We start from the raw sequence: 13,973 nt of genomic DNA, 5'->3' as shown, positions 1-13,973 counted from the left end.
CCGGGCTGAAGGCCGCGCGCCCGGGGTGCCTTACCGCCGGGGGCGCCGGGCCGGCGGGGCGGGGGCCGGCGCCCCCGCACACCCCTTCCGGCGCCCCGTGCTCAGCCTCCGGGCGCGCGGTCCTCCCGGAGCACGTCCAGCAGCCCCCGCAGCCGCGGCGAGTCGACCAGTTCCTCCAAGGGGACCGGGCGGCCCTCCGGGTCGGCGAGCGGAAGGCGCCAGTTCGGGTATTCGTCCCACGTGCCGGGCAGGTTCTGCGGGCGCCGGTCGCCGACGCCGTCCGGGAGCCAGACGCCGATCAGCCGGGCCGGCGTGCGCAGCAGGAAACGGTGGACGGCGCGGATCTCCTCCTCCTCGTCGGAGCCGGGCGGCCCGGCCGCCGTCAGGTCCAGCAGGCCGAGGCTGCCCAGCAGGGCCAGCCACTCGGCCGCGTCGGCTGTGGCCCCGGCCTTCTCCTCGACGGCCGGCCGGGTCAGCAGGCCGAGGCGGTCGCGCAGCTCGACGTGGTCGCCGGTGAGCCGGGCGGCGGTGGGCGGCAGATCGTGGGTGGTGGCGGTGGCCAGGCAGTCGGCGCGCCAGCGCTCGGGCGGCAGCGGGCGGCCGTCGCCCTCCCAGTCCCGCTCGAACCACAGCACGGAGGTGCCGAGCACCCCGCGCCGCTGGAGCGCCTCGCGCACACCGGGCTCGACGGTGCCCAGGTCCTCGCCGATCACCACGGCCCCGGCGCGGTCGGCCTCCAGGGCGAGGACGGCCAGCATGGCGTCGGCGTCGTAGTGCACGTAGGTGCCCTCGGTGGGCGGGCTGCCCGCGGGGACCCACCAGAGCCGGAACAGGCCCATGACGTGGTCGATGCGCAGGGCGCCCGCGTAGCGGAACAGGGCGCGCAGCAGCTCGCGGTAGGGCGCGTAGCCGGTGGCGGCGAGCCGGTCGGGGCGCCAGGGCGGCAGGCCCCAGTCCTGGCCGCGGGCGTTGAAGGCGTCCGGCGGCGCGCCGATGGACATGCCGGCGGCGAACACGTCCTGCTGGGCCCAGGCGTCGGCGCCGCCCGGGTGCACGCCGACGGCGAGGTCGTGCACGATCCCGACGGGCATGCCGGCCTCGCGGGCGGCGCGCTGGGCGGCCCGGAGCTGGCCGTCGGTGAGCCAGGCCAGGCGGGTGTGGAACTCCACCCGGTCGGCGAGCCGGGCCCGCGCCCGCGCGGTGGCGGCCGAGCGCGGGTCGCGCAGCCCGTCCGGCCAGCCGTGCCAGTCGGGGCCGTGCGCCTCGGCTAGGGCGTACCAGGTGGCGTGGTCGACGAGGGCCTGGCCGTGGGCGGCGCGGAAGGCGTCGTAGGCGGCCTGCCGGCCGGGGCCCAGGGGCACCGCCAGGACCGCCTCCAGCGCCTCCCGCTTCAGCTCCCACACGGCGTCCCGGTCGATGAGGGCGCCCTTGTCCAGGACGGCGGCGCGCAGCCGCCCGGCCCGCTCCAGCAGGCCGCTCAGCCGCTCGCGGCCGGCGGCGTACGCGAACTCGGGGACGTCCTCGACGCGCAGGTGGACGGGGTCGGGGAACCGGCGGGAGGAGGGACGGTACGGGGAGGGGTCGGTGGGGGCGCCGGGTACGGCCGCGTGCAACGGGTTGACCTGCACGAAGCCGGCACCGGCCGTACGCGCGGCCCAGCCGGCCAGCTCCGCTAGGTCGGCGAGGTCGCCCATGCCCCAGGAGCGGTGGGACAGCAGGGAGTACAGCTGGACCATCAGGCCGTAGGAGCGGCCGGGCGGGGCGGGCAGCCGGTCCGGGGCGACGACGAGATGCGCCTCGCCGGTGCGGCCGTCGGGGGCGGTGGCGGTCAGCCGGTGGACGCCCGGCGGCAGGCCCTCGGTCCCCTCCCGGTCCTCCCCCTCCTCGGTCACCACGCGCAGCGCGGTGCCGGCGGGCAGACCGGTGAGGGCGGCGGGCGGCTCGGCGCCGGCCCAGCGGACCACCACCGGCGGCAGCAGCCGCTCGCGCAGTTCGTGTTCCCGGGCGGCGAGGGCGGCGCGGACGGCCTCCGGGCCGGACGCGTCGACGCCCAGGGCGGCGAGGGCGGCGATCACGGCGGAGGCGGGGACGTGGACCGTACGGTCCGGGGCGGGGCGGTAGGAGGTGGCGACCCCGTGCAGTCCGGCGAGCCGGGCGAGATCCTCCGCGAGGTGCTCTGCGGGCGCCGCGGCCATCTACAGCCCCGACGCGCAGAAGTCCGGGACCGGGTCGGCCTCGCTGGTCAGCGGGGTGGCCTCGGCGAGCGGGGGCTCGCTGGTGAGCGGCTCGGCGTCGGGCAGCGGCGGCTCGCTGGTCAGCGGGGCCTGCGCCGACGCGCTCTCCGCGCTGAAGACGCACAGCGGCGCCTGGCCGGGCTCGGCGGACGGCGCCGCCACGGGTTTGGACGGGGCCGGGATCGTGAGGCGAGCGGCCACGGGGGCCTCCTTGTCGGTGTGCGGGTGCCACGGGTCGGCCGTGGCCGGGTTACGGCAGGCCTACCCCGTGAGCCCGCGCCCACGCGCGACGGATGACCGGCGCCCGGGTGATCCGGCATCGGTCCCTCGGTGAGCCGGCATCGGTCCCCGGGTGAGCCGGCATCGACCCCCGGGTGATCCGGCATCGCTCCCGGTGACCGGCGGAGCGCGCCCCGGGCGGCCCGGCCCGCCCGCCGGGCGTAGGCGCACCGGCCCGGACCCGGGCGGGCGCTCCGTTCTAGGCCGACACTCCGTCGATCCGGGCCAGGGCGTCGTCCGCGCCGTACGGCTGCAGGTACGGCAGCCAGCGCGGGTCCCGGTGGCCGGTGCCGATGATGCGCCAGGCGAGCCCCGTCGGCGGAGCCGGCTTGTGCCGCAGCCGCCAGCCCAGCTCGACCAGGTGGCGGTCGGCCTTGACGTGGTTGCAGCGGCGGCAGGAGGCCACCACGTTGTCCCAGACGTGCTTGCCCCCGCGGCTGCGCGGGATGACGTGGTCGACGCTGGTTGCGACGCCACCGCAGTACATGCACCGGCCCCCGTCGCGCGCGAAGAGCGCACGGCGGGTCAACGGGACGGGTCCCCGGTAGGGGACCCGGACGAATCGCTTGAGCCGGACCACGCTGGGTGCGGGGAGGGTGACGGTCGCGCTGTGCAGATAGGCGCCGGATTCCTCGAGGGAGACGGCCTTGTTCTCCAGGACGAGGACGAGCGCGCGGCGGAGCGGTACGACGCCGAGCGGCTCGTACGACGCGTTGAGGACCAGGACATGCGGCACGGGTGCCTCCTTGGGCGTCGGCGGCGCGTGGCTCGCGCCGGGACGATCTGCAGTCAGTCTCCCCTCATGCCTGGTGGAAGCGCCACCATGTCCCGGTAACGGGCTGAGAGTGTTTTCGACCACATCTGATTCATCCCCCGGACCACGCCCTGTTCAAGCCCGCGTGAGCCGTGTCTCTCCTGCGCGCCCGCCGCACGGAACGGCGGGGGACACCCGCGCTGCCCCGTTAGTGTGGTGGTTCCGTCCGACCGGTGACCTTTTCGTGACCTTGCCCCCGCCGGTACGGACCGCGCAGCACCTGGAGGTACCTGCCGTGTCGTCCCTGCCCGCCCTCCTCGTGACCGCCGGCGCGTCGCCGTCCCCGTCGCCGTCGCCGTCGCAGTCGACGAGCCCGGCCGTGCCGACGCTCCAGGACGCCCAGGAGAGCGCGACGAACGCGGCGAGCTGGGTGGAGCAGAACTGGTCGACGTGGCTCGCGATGGGCCTGAGGATCCTGCTGATCGTGATCGTGGCGGTGGCGCTGCGGGCGGCGGTGCGGCGGGCGATCACCCAGCTGATCGACCGGATGGGCCGTACCGCGCAGGCCGTGGACGGCACCGCGCTGGGCGGGCTGCTGGTCAACGCCGAGCGGCGGCGGCAGCGCTCGGCGGCGATCGGCTCGGTGCTGCGCTCGGTGGCGAGCTTCCTGATCCTCGGCACGGCGGCGCTGATGGTGCTGTCCACCTTCGAGATCAACCTGGCGCCGCTGCTGGCGTCGGCCGGTGTCGCGGGTGTGGCGATCGGTTTCGGCGCGCGCAACCTGGTCACGGACTTCCTGTCCGGCGTGTTCATGATCCTGGAGGACCAGTACGGCGTCGGTGACGTGATCGACGCGGGCGTGGCCACCGGCGAGGTGATCGAGGTCGGGCTGCGGGTGACCAAGCTGCGCGGCGCGAGCGGGGAGATCTGGTACGTCCGCAACGGCGAGGTCAAGCGGATCGGGAACCTGTCGCAGGGCTGGGCGACGGCCGGGGTCGACGTGACCGTCCGGGCGAGCGAGGACCTGGACCGGGTCAAGGCCACGCTGGACGAGGTCGCCGAGCGGATGAGCCGGGAAGAGCCCTGGAACGAGCTGCTGTGGGGCCCGGTGGAGGTCCTCGGCCTGGACTCGGTGCTGATCGACTCCATGGTGGTGCGGGTCTCGGCGAAGACCATGCCGGGCAAGTCGGTGACGGTGGAGCGGGAACTGCGCTGGCGGATCAAGCGGGCGTTCGACGCGGCGAGCATCCGGATCGTGGGCGGCGCGACGGCGGTCGAGGACGCCGAGGAGGCCCCGGACCCGACGGCGACGGTGGCGGCCCCCTCGGTGTACTCCAACGCGGACTCGCCGCAGTCGGCGGCGGCGTCCCCGATCGTCACCCAGCGACCGGCACCGCCGGCGAAATAGGGGAACGGTTTCAGCACACTCGTTCGAGTGAACAGATGGGGCGTTCCGGCGCGGTGGCGCACGGACTGCCCCATCGTTCTGCCGGGGCGCCCGACGCGGGCTTAGCCTGGCATCAGCGTGACGAGGAGAAGCGATGAGCGCCGAACCGATCATGGAGCCGATCATGGAACCGGTCGTGCCGCAGCCGCAGGTGGACCCCATCGACTTGTTGAGCAAGCTCGAAGCGGCGTCGCCGATGCCGATTCGGCCCGAGTATGTCGAGGGGACGGTCTACGTGCCGCCGCAACCTGACGAAAACCACAATGACGGCATCGGCGAGCTGTACCTCCAGTTCCGCACGGCCGGCGTCCATCTCGTCGGCTTCGGCAGCGGCTTCCGCGCCGCCGACAAGGACGGCGCCACCACGGCGCTGGTCGCCCCGGACTTCTACGTACGCCGCCGCAAGGCCTCCGAGCTCGACGAGTCGTACCGCAAGGCGCACCGGGGCTGGTACCCGGTCGACATGCTCGCCCTCGTCGGCGAGGTGACCTCCACCAACCACGAGACCGACACCGGCCCCAAGCTCCGTACCTACGCCGCCGCCGGCATCCCCGTCTACGTCCTCATCGACCGCCACGCCAAGACGGCCCACTGCTACACGGACCCGGTCCGCCCCGAGAAGGCCGACGAGGACGAGGACGACGCCTCCGTCGACGCCTACTACAGCTCCGACACCAAGGTCACCCTCGGCGACCCGCTCCCCCTCCCGGCGCCGTACCCCGCCCTGGACACCGCCCCCTTCGTCTAGAGCCGAGCCCCGGCCCCCGCGGCCCCTTGGAAACAACGACAACGTTGCCCAAGGGGCCGCTGCCATTGACGCCTATTGACGCCCCCTTCGCCCTCGGCTTACGTTCCTCCCACCGAACAGGAAACTTTCCTAACAATGACCGCAGTGATCTTCATGGGTCCGTCGATCAAGGACTGGACGCCTCCCCCGGGTCACTGAAAAGCTGGGCGGCTGGAGAGGCAGGTGTGGAACCCCCATGGCAGGAACCGCCGGTACGCCGGGCACCCCGCGCGTCCTGCGCGCCATGAACGACCGCGCCGCCCTGGACCTGCTACTGGCGCACGGGCCGCTGTCGCGCACCCGGATCGGCAAGCTCACCGGCCTGTCCAAGCCCACCGCCTCCCAGCTGCTGGCCCGCCTGGAGGCGGCCGGACTGGTCCGGGTGACCGGCACCAGCGAGGGCCGGCCGGGCCCCAACGCCCAGCTGTACGCGATCGATCCGGGCGTGGCGTACGCCGCCGGGCTCGACGTCACCCCGCAGCGCATCCGGGCCGCCGTCGCCGACATCACCGGCCGCACGGTCGGCGAGTACGAGCTGCCCACCCCGGGCCGGCGGCCCGCGCGGCCGGTCGTACGGCAGGTGACCGACGCCCTCGACGGCGCGGTCGAGGCCGCCGGGCTCGCCCGGTCCGATGTGCGCCGGCTGGTCATCGGCACCCCGGGCGCCTTCGACCCGGGCACCGGGCGGCTGCGCTACGCCTCCCACCTGCCCGGCTGGCACTCCCCCACGCTGCTGGACGAGCTCGCGGCGGCGCTGCCGATGCCGGTGGAGTACGAGAACGACGTCAACCTCGCTGCCGTGGCCGAACAGCGGCTGGGCGCGGCCCGCGGCCACGAGGACTTCGTGCTGCTGTGGAACCAGGAGGGGCTGGGCGCGGCCCTGGTGCTGGGCGGCCGGCTGCACCGCGGCTGGACCGGCGGCGCCGGCGAGGTCGGCTTCCTGCCGGTGCCCGGCGCCCCGCTGGTGCGGCACGTCGGCCGGGCGGGCAGCGGCGGCTACCAGGAGCTGGCCGGCTCCCAGGCGCTGCCGGGACTGGCCCGGGACCTGGGCATATCCGACGTGCCCACGGGACCGCACGCCGAGGCCGCCGCCCTCCTCGTGGCCCGCGCCGCCGACCACGCCGACGGCCCCCACCGGGAACTGCTGCGGGCCTACGCCACCCGGCTGGCCACCGGCCTCGCCTCGCTCGTCTCCGTCCTCGATCCCGAACTCGTCGTGCTCAGCGGCTCCGCGCTGACGGCCGGCGGCGAGGTGCTGCGGGCCCTCGTCCAGACCGAACTGGCGGAGCTGGCCGCGGCCAGGCCCCGGCTGGTCGTCGGCGAGGTCCGCGAACACCCCGTGCTGCGCGGCGCGCTGGAGTCCGCGCTCGCCGCCACCCGCGACGAGGTCTTCGACACCTCGCGCTGAGCGCCCCCGGCCTTCCCCCTCCTCACCCCCCGTCCCCTGGGAGACCTCGTCATGCCCACACCCATACCCAGAGCCGCCCGAAAAGCGGCTTTCATCCTGGCCGCCGGCGCGGTGCTGCTCACCACCGCGTGTACCGGCCAGGCCGTCGGAAGCGCCACGGACGACCCCTCGAAGGAGGCCACGATCGCCTTCTGGCACGCCTGGAGCGCGCCGAACGAGGTGAAGGCCGTGCGGTCGATGGTCGCCGGGTTCGAGCGGGCGCACCCCAACATCCATGTGAAGGTCGTCGGGAACATGACCGACGACAAGATCAACCAGGCGCTGCGGGCGGGCGGCGACCGGGCCCCGGACGTGATCTCCTCGTTCACCACCAACAACGTCGGCCGGTTCTGCTCCTCGGGCGCCCTGGTGGACCTGAACCCCTTCTTCGCCAAGTCCGGGATCGACCCGGAGAAGACGTTCCCGAAGCCCATGACCGAGTACACGGCGTTCGAAGGCGACCGCTGCGCGGTCCCGCTGCTCGGTGACGCGTACGGGCTCTACTACAACAAGACGGCGTTCGCGAAGGCGGGCATCACCCGGCCGCCGAGGACCTGGTCCGAGTTCCTCGCCGACGCCAGGAAGCTGACCGTCCGGCAGGGCGACGGCTACCGGCAGCTCGGGTTCATGCCGAACTACCACGGCTGGGAGTCCACCACCGAGCACTACCTCGGCCAGTTCTCCCCGGCGTACTTCGACAAGGACGGCAAGTCGAACGTCGCCAAGGACCCGGCGTTCGCGCAGGCGTTCACGCTTCAGAAGAAGCTCGTGGACGAACTCGGCGGATTCCGCAGGCTGGAGCGGTTCCGGTCCACCCTGGGCGACGAGTGGGGACCCAAACACCCCTTCCACACCGGTCAGGTCGCCATGCAGATGGACGGCGAGTGGCGGCTCGGGATGGCCGAGGAGGCGAACCCGGACTTCGAGATCGGGGTGGCCCCGCTGCCCGTCCCGGACGACCGGGCCGACGAGTACGGCAAGGGCTACATCACCGGCACCATCGCGGGCATCGCCGCCACCAGCCGCAAGCAGAACGCGGCCTGGGAGTTCGTCAAGTACGTCACCACGGACACGGACGCGGTGACCGGCTTCGCCAACGACATCCACAACGTGCCCTCCACGCTGGCCGCGCTGAAGTCCCCGAAGCTGAAGTACGACCCGCGGTTCAAGACGTTCCTGGACATCGCCGCCAACCCCTGGTCCACCTCCGCGCCCGCCTCCGTCAACGGCGGGGTGTACCTGGTGACGATCCAGCAGTTCGGCTACGACTACGAGAGCGGCAAGGCCACCGACCTGAAGGCCGGGCTGGAGAAGACGGCCGCGCAGATCGACACCGACATCGTGCAGGCGCGGCCATGAGCGCCGGCACCCTGGCGGCCAAGCGCCGCCGCGCGACCCTGCGCACGCTCGCCTTCATGGCGCCCTGGCTCGTCGGCTTCGCGGTGTTCTTCGCCTACCCGCTGATCTCGACCGTCTACTTCTCCTTCATGCACTACGACGGCTTCCGGCCGCCGGAGTGGACCGGCGGCCGCAACTGGGTCTACGTCTTCGAGCACTACCCGCTGTTCTGGCCCGCGCTGCGCAACACGCTGTGGCTGGTCGTGGTGATGGTGAGCCTGCGGGTGGTCTTCGGGCTGGGCGTCGGCCTGCTCATCACGAAGATCAAGACGGCGACGGGTGTCTTCCGCACCCTGTTCTACCTGCCCTACCTCGCCCCGCCGGTCGCGGCCACCATGGCCTTCGCGTTCCTGCTCAACCCGGGCACCGGGCCGGTGAACTCCCTGCTGGAGCGGGCCGGGCTGCCCGCGCCGGGCTGGTTCGGCGACCCGGGCTGGTCCAAGCCGGCGCTGACCCTGCTGGCGCTGTGGGGCATCGGCGACCTGATGGTGATCTTCATGGCCGCGCTGCTCGACGTACCGGCGGAACAGTACGAGGCGGCCCAGCTGGACGGCGCCTCGGCCTGGCAGCGGTTCCGGTACGTGACGCTGCCGGCCATCTCCCCGATCGTGATGTTCGCCGTCGTCACCGGAGTGATCCAGACGATGCAGTACTACACCCAGCCGCTGGTCGCCGGGAAGGTCGCCTCCGGGGTGATCCAGGGCGCCGGCACCCAGTTCGAGCCCGGCTATCCCGACAAGTCGACGCTCACCCTCCCCCAGCTCGTCTACAACCTCGGCTTCCAGCGCTTCGACTACGGCTCGGCGTGTGTGGTGGCGCTGGTGCTGTTCGCCCTGTCGATGGCGTTCACCGCGCTGCTGATGCGGCGCCGCGGCGGCCTGATCCAGGCAGGTGACTGAACACATGACCCGCCGCAAGGCATCTCTTCAGTGGATCGCGGTCCACTCCCTGGGCGTGGCCGCCGCGCTGTTCTTCACGCTGCCCTTCGTCTTCCTGGTCCTGACCTCGCTGATGAGCGACAGCCAGGCCCTGAGCCGGGACCTGGTCCCGCACACCTGGGAGTGGGGCAACTACCGGAAGGTGTTCGACACCCCCGGCTTCCTCACCTGGTGGCGCAACACACTGCTCTACGCGGGCCTCGGCACCGTCCTGACCGTGGTGTCCTCGCTGCCGGTGGCGTACGCGCTCGCCAAGTTCCGCTTCCGGGGCCGCAAGCTGTCGCTGATGCTGGTGATCTCGATGATGATGCTGCCGCCCCAGGTGGTCGTCATCCCGATGTACCTGTTCTGGGCCAAGCAGCTCGGCCTGTCCGGCACCCTGTGGCCGCTGATCCTCCCCATGGCGTGCGGGGACGCGTTCTCCATCTTCCTGCTGCGCCAGTTCCTGACCACGATCCCGGACGAGTACCTGGACGCGGCCAAGGTCGACGGCTGCGGCGAACTGCGCACCCTGCTGCGGGTGGTGCTGCCCATGGCCAGGCCGGGCATCGCGGCCGTGGCCCTCTTCCAGTTCTTCTACGCCTGGAACGACTACTTCGGCCCGCAGATCTACGCGTCCGAGAACCCCGGCGCCTGGACCCTCTCCTATGGCCTGGAGTCCTTCAAGGGCGCCCACCACACCGACTGGAACCTCACCATGGCCGCGACCGTGCTGGTCATGGCCCCCGTCATCCTCGTGTTCTTCCTCGCCCAGAAGGCGTTCGTCGAAGGCGTGACGCTCACCGGAGTAAAGGGTTGATCTGACTGTGAAACTCACCGTGGTCGGCGGCGGCTCGACCTACACCCCCGAACTCGTCGACGGCTTCGCCCGGCTGCGCGACACCCTGCCCATCGAGGAACTGGTGCTGGTCGACCCGGCCGCGGACCGGCTGGAGCTGGTCGGCGGCCTGGCCCGGCGGATCTTCGCCCGGCAGGGCCACCCCGGCCGGATCGTCACCACCTCCGACCTGGACGCCGGGGTCGACGGCGCCGACGCCGTGCTGCTCCAGCTGCGCGTCGGCGGCCAGGCGGCCCGCGAGAAGGACGAGACCTGGCCGCTGGAGTGCGGCTGCATCGGCCAGGAGACCACCGGCGCGGGCGGCCTGGCCAAGGCCCTGCGCACGGTCCCGGTCGTCCTCGACATCGCCGAACGGGTCCGCCGGGCCAACCCGCGCGCCTGGATCATCGACTTCACCAACCCGGTCGGCATCGTCACCCGCGCCCTGCTCCGGGCCGGGCACCGGGCGGTCGGCCTGTGCAACGTGGCGATCGGCTTCCAGCGCAAGTTCGCCGCCCTGCTGGACACGGCCCCCGCCGAGGTCCACCTGGCACACGTGGGCCTGAACCACCTCACCTGGGAGACGGGCGTGCGACTGGGCGGGCCGGACGGCGCGGACGTCCTGCCCCGGCTGCTGGCCGAGCACGGCGAGGCCATCGCCGCCGACGTCCGCCTGCCCCGCCCCCTGCTGGACCGCCTCGGCGTGGTCCCCTCCTACTACCTGCGCTACTTCTACGCCCACGACGAGGTCGTCCGCGAACTGCGCACCAAGCCCTCCCGGGCCGCGGAAGTGGCGGCGATGGAACGGGAGCTGCTGGCGATGTACGGCGACCCGGCGCTGGACGAGAAACCCGCGCTGCTGGCCAAGCGCGGCGGCGCCTTCTACTCGGAGGCGGCCGTGGACCTCGCGGCGGCCCTGCTGGGCGGGGGCGGCAGCCCGTACCAGGTGGTGAACACCCTCAACCGGGGCACGCTGCCGTTCCTGCCCGACGACGCGGTGATCGAGGTACAGGCGGCCGTCGGACCCGAAGGCCCGGTCCCGCTGTCCGTCCCGGCGCTCGACCCGCTGTTCTCGGGCCTGATCGCGAACGTGACGGCGTACGAGGACCTGGCCCTGGACGCGGCGCTGCGCGGCGGCCGGGACCGGGTGTTCCGCGCCCTGCTGGCCCACCCCCTGATCGGGCAGTACGAGTACGCCGACGCCCTCACCGACCGGCTGGTCGCACACAACCGGGAGCACCTCGCGTGGGCCTGACCTCGACCGTGCTCGCCATCGACGCGGGCAACAGCAAGACCGACGTGGCCGTGGTCGGCGCCGACGGCGAGGTGCTGGCCACGGCCCGCGGCGGCGGCTTCCGCCCGCCCGCGGTCGGCGTGCCGGCGGCGGTCGAGGCGCTGGCCGCACCGGTCGCGCGCGCCTTCGCCGACGCGGGTGTCACCTCCGTCTCCCATGTGTCGGCCTGCCTGGCCAACGCCGACCTCCCGGTGGAGGAGGAGCGGCTGGCGGGCGCGCTGCACGCGCGCGCCTGGGGCGCGTCGGTGGAGGTCCGCAACGACACCTTCGCGATCCTGCGGGCGGGCGTCGCCGAGCCGCGCGGGGTGGCGGTGGTGTGCGGGGCGGGCATCAACTGCGTGGGGATGCGCCCCGACGGGCGCACCGCCCGGTTTCCCGCGATAGGCCGGATCTCCGGTGACTGGGGCGGCGGCTGGGGCCTGGCGGAGGAGGCGCTGTGGCACGCGGCCCGCGCGGAGGACGGCCGGGGCGAGCCGACCGCGCTGGCCCGCACCCTGCCCGCGCACTTCGGGCTGCCCACCATGTACGCGCTCATCGAGGCCCTGCACCTGGAGCGGATCGCCCCCGCGCGCCGGCACGAGCTGGCGCCGGTGCTGTTCGCCACCGCGGCCGAGGGCGACCGGGTGGCCGGAGCGCTGGTCACCCGGCTCGCGGAGGAGGTCACGGTGATGGTCACGGTCGCGCTGACCCGGCTGGACCTGCTGGCGGAGCGGACCCCGGTGCTGCTCGGCGGCAGCGTCCTCACCGCCGGCCACCGGCAGCTGGACGACGCCGTACGCGCCCTGCTCGCCGCGCGCGCCCCCCGGGCCGACGTCCGCGTGGTCACGGCCCGCCCGGTGCTGGGCGCGGCCCTGCTGGGCCTGGACCACCTGGGCGCGGGACCGGAGGCGGGCGAACGGGCACGCGGGTACTGGGAGACGGCCACCCTCTGACCGCGCAGGCACGGGGAGACGGCCGCCCCCGGCGGAACCGATGCGCCGTCACCGCCGTCTTCGCCCCCGGGGGTGGTGTGCGCGCCGGCCACGCGCCCCGGGGGCCACCGCGATCCGATCAAGATCCAGTGAAGGCCGGTGCGGATGCCGGCGCGGACGGTGATACTGGGCGGCGAACGGATGACCATGGGGGAGGTCGAGTGACACACCCGCCGAAGAGCAGCGCGGCGCCGCCGCCGGCCGGGCCCGCCGGTGCCCCCGGCATCCCCGCCCAGCCGCACGGGCGGCCCGCGCCCGCCGCCCCGCCGGCCCCGGCCCCGGCCCCGCCCACGCGCCGCACCGCCTTCGCCGAGGGCGCCGAGCGGGTGCGGGCCGCCGCGACCACCGAGCCGGGACGGCTGCGGATCATCGGCGCCGTACTGGCCCTGCTGGTCCTCGGATTCGGCGCGGTCGCCGCCTGGCAGACCAGCACCCGCGCGGCCGCCGCCGACGACGTGCTGCACCGCAGCCAGCCGCTCAGCTTCGGCGCGGCCGGCATCTACCGCTCGCTGGCCGACGCCAACACCGCCGCGGCCGGCACGTTCCTGGCCGGCGGGCAGGAGAACGCCAAGACCCGCGACCGGTACGAGAAGGACATCCGGGAGGCCGCCGCCGGGCTCGTCACCGCCGCCGCCAACGCCGAACCCGGCTCCGCCGCCGAGGCGACCGTCGCCCGGCTGAACCGGCTGCTGCCCGAGTACAAGGGCCTCGTCGAGCGGGCCCGGACCTACAACCGGCAGGGCTACCCGGTGGGCGGCGCCTATCTGCGGTACGCCGACGAGAAGATGCAGAAGCACATGCTCCCGGCCGCGCAGACGCTCTACACCACGGAGAACCGCCGGCTGGACGCGGACTACGGCGACGCGACGCCGTACCCGTGGGCGGCGATCGCGCTCGGCGTGCTCGCCTTGGCCGCCCTCGGCTGGGCCCAGCACCGCGTGTACCGGCGCACCAACCGGGTCCTCAACCGTGGCCTGGTCGCCGCCACCGCCGCGACCACGGCCGCCCTGCTGTGGCTGGTCGTGGGGCACGCGGTCGCCCGCTCGGGGCTCGACGGCTCCTACGCGCACGGCATCAGGTCGCTCAACGTGCTGCACGAGGCCCGGATCGCCGCCCTGAAGGCGCGCGGCAACGAGAACCTGAGCCTGGTGGCACGCGGCGCGGACACCGTCACGGTGGGCGGGCAGACGTACGACGCCCACTACTACGACTTCGACAAGGACATGGCGGTGCTCCGCGAGGCGCTGTCCGAGGCGGCGCGGCTCGCCGACGACGACGCGGGCAGCGCCCCGGTCACGGCCGCCCAGGGCGATACGGCCGTGTGGCAGCGGCGGCACGCGGCGGCCCGCGCCGAGGACGAGAACGGCAACTACCAGCAGGCCCTGGACAAGGTGATCGGCGCCGAGGACGCGACCGCCGAGTGCTTCGACGGCGTCGACCGCGGCCTGGAGAGGGCCATCGGCCACGAGCGGGCCGAGTTCGGGCAGGCCGCCGGTGACGGGCGGGACGCGCTGGCCTGGCTGCCGCAGGGCACCGCCGCCCTCGCGGTGCTGGGCGCGGCGGGCTCGGTCGCCGGCATAGGCCGCAGGCTTTCGGAGTACCGGTGA

12 protein-coding genes are annotated in these 13,973 nt (G+C 73.9%); 9 read left to right on the top strand and 3 right to left on the bottom strand.

The genetic code is table 11. The features are described 5' to 3' along the window. Window positions 1-101: 101 nt before the first annotated feature. The 3 genes from malQ to IE251_RS37825 all read right to left on the bottom strand — a co-directional run bounded on the left by malQ (window position 102) and on the right by IE251_RS37825 (window position 3,249). A complete protein-coding gene (gene malQ / locus IE251_RS37835) occupies window positions 102-2,195 on the bottom strand; it encodes a 4-alpha-glucanotransferase (protein ID WP_189757477.1) in 2,094 nt (697 codons plus the stop codon). Then, window positions 2,196-2,435, bottom strand: coding sequence for a hypothetical protein (locus tag IE251_RS37830; protein ID WP_030790326.1), 240 nt, complete (start codon window positions 2,433-2,435; stop codon window positions 2,196-2,198). Window positions 2,436-2,712: 277 nt separating this feature from the next. Continuing rightward, a complete protein-coding gene (locus IE251_RS37825) occupies window positions 2,713-3,249 on the bottom strand; it encodes an HNH endonuclease (protein WP_189757476.1) in 537 nt (178 codons plus the stop codon). 313 nt (window positions 3,250-3,562) lie between these two features. On the opposite strand from IE251_RS37825, the gene IE251_RS37820 reads away from it, so the two are divergent. From IE251_RS37820 to IE251_RS37780, 9 genes are all read left to right on the top strand, one after another. Further along, window positions 3,563-4,675: a mechanosensitive ion channel family protein gene (locus tag IE251_RS37820; protein ID WP_189757475.1), complete on the top strand. Its 1,113-nt coding sequence runs from the start codon at window positions 3,563-3,565 to the stop codon at window positions 4,673-4,675. 133 nt (window positions 4,676-4,808) lie between these two features. Beyond that, window positions 4,809-5,462, top strand: coding sequence for a Uma2 family endonuclease (locus IE251_RS37815; RefSeq protein WP_189757474.1), 654 nt, complete (start codon window positions 4,809-4,811; stop codon window positions 5,460-5,462). 235 nt (window positions 5,463-5,697) lie between these two features. Beyond that, entirely contained in the window at window positions 5,698-6,909 is a 1,212-nt protein-coding gene (locus IE251_RS37810; RefSeq protein ID WP_189757473.1) for an ROK family transcriptional regulator, read from the top strand. A 51-nt stretch (window positions 6,910-6,960) separates the two neighbouring features. Next, entirely contained in the window at window positions 6,961-8,307 is a 1,347-nt protein-coding gene (locus IE251_RS37805; protein WP_189757472.1) for an ABC transporter substrate-binding protein, read from the top strand. After that, window positions 8,304-9,245: a carbohydrate ABC transporter permease gene (locus IE251_RS37800; protein ID WP_189757471.1), complete on the top strand. Its 942-nt coding sequence runs from the start codon at window positions 8,304-8,306 to the stop codon at window positions 9,243-9,245. The genes IE251_RS37805 and IE251_RS37800 overlap by 4 nt, the downstream gene beginning before the upstream one ends. 4 nt (window positions 9,246-9,249) lie before the next feature. Then, window positions 9,250-10,083, top strand: coding sequence for a carbohydrate ABC transporter permease (locus IE251_RS37795; RefSeq protein WP_189757470.1), 834 nt, complete (start codon window positions 9,250-9,252; stop codon window positions 10,081-10,083). 7 nt (window positions 10,084-10,090) lie between these two features. After that, a complete protein-coding gene (locus tag IE251_RS37790) occupies window positions 10,091-11,356 on the top strand; it encodes a 6-phospho-beta-glucosidase (protein ID WP_189757469.1) in 1,266 nt (421 codons plus the stop codon). Then, window positions 11,347-12,327 carry an N-acetylglucosamine kinase gene (locus IE251_RS37785; protein WP_189757468.1) on the top strand — a complete coding sequence of 327 codons (981 nt, stop codon included), beginning with the start codon at window positions 11,347-11,349 and terminating at the stop codon, window positions 12,325-12,327. The genes IE251_RS37790 and IE251_RS37785 overlap by 10 nt, the downstream gene beginning before the upstream one ends. 200 nt (window positions 12,328-12,527) lie before the next feature. Then, complete coding sequence (locus IE251_RS37780) at window positions 12,528-13,973, top strand: GlnX family signal transduction membrane protein (RefSeq protein WP_189757467.1); 1,446 nt, start codon at window positions 12,528-12,530, stop codon at window positions 13,971-13,973.

Origin of the sequence: Streptomyces eurythermus, from assembly GCF_014649115.1 — a bacterium.
In the GTDB taxonomy this organism is placed as follows: Bacteria; Actinomycetota; Actinomycetes; order Streptomycetales; family Streptomycetaceae; genus Streptomyces; species Streptomyces eurythermus.
This window is presented reverse-complemented; position numbering and strand designations above follow the sequence as displayed.

Bases quoted from the DNA above. Each gene is read 5' to 3' on its own strand.
- malQ (WP_189757477.1), bottom strand. From the start codon at position 2,195: ATGGCCGCGGCGCCCGCAGAGCACCTCGCGGAGGATCTCGCCCGGCTC.
- IE251_RS37815 (WP_189757474.1), top strand. From the start codon at position 4,809: ATGAGCGCCGAACCGATCATGGAGCCGATCATGGAACCGGTCGTGCCG.
- IE251_RS37810 (WP_189757473.1), top strand. From the start codon at position 5,698: ATGGCAGGAACCGCCGGTACGCCGGGCACCCCGCGCGTCCTGCGCGCC.
- IE251_RS37805 (WP_189757472.1), top strand. From the start codon at position 6,961: ATGCCCACACCCATACCCAGAGCCGCCCGAAAAGCGGCTTTCATCCTG.
- IE251_RS37800 (WP_189757471.1), top strand. From the start codon at position 8,304: ATGAGCGCCGGCACCCTGGCGGCCAAGCGCCGCCGCGCGACCCTGCGC.
- IE251_RS37795 (WP_189757470.1), top strand. From the start codon at position 9,250: ATGACCCGCCGCAAGGCATCTCTTCAGTGGATCGCGGTCCACTCCCTG.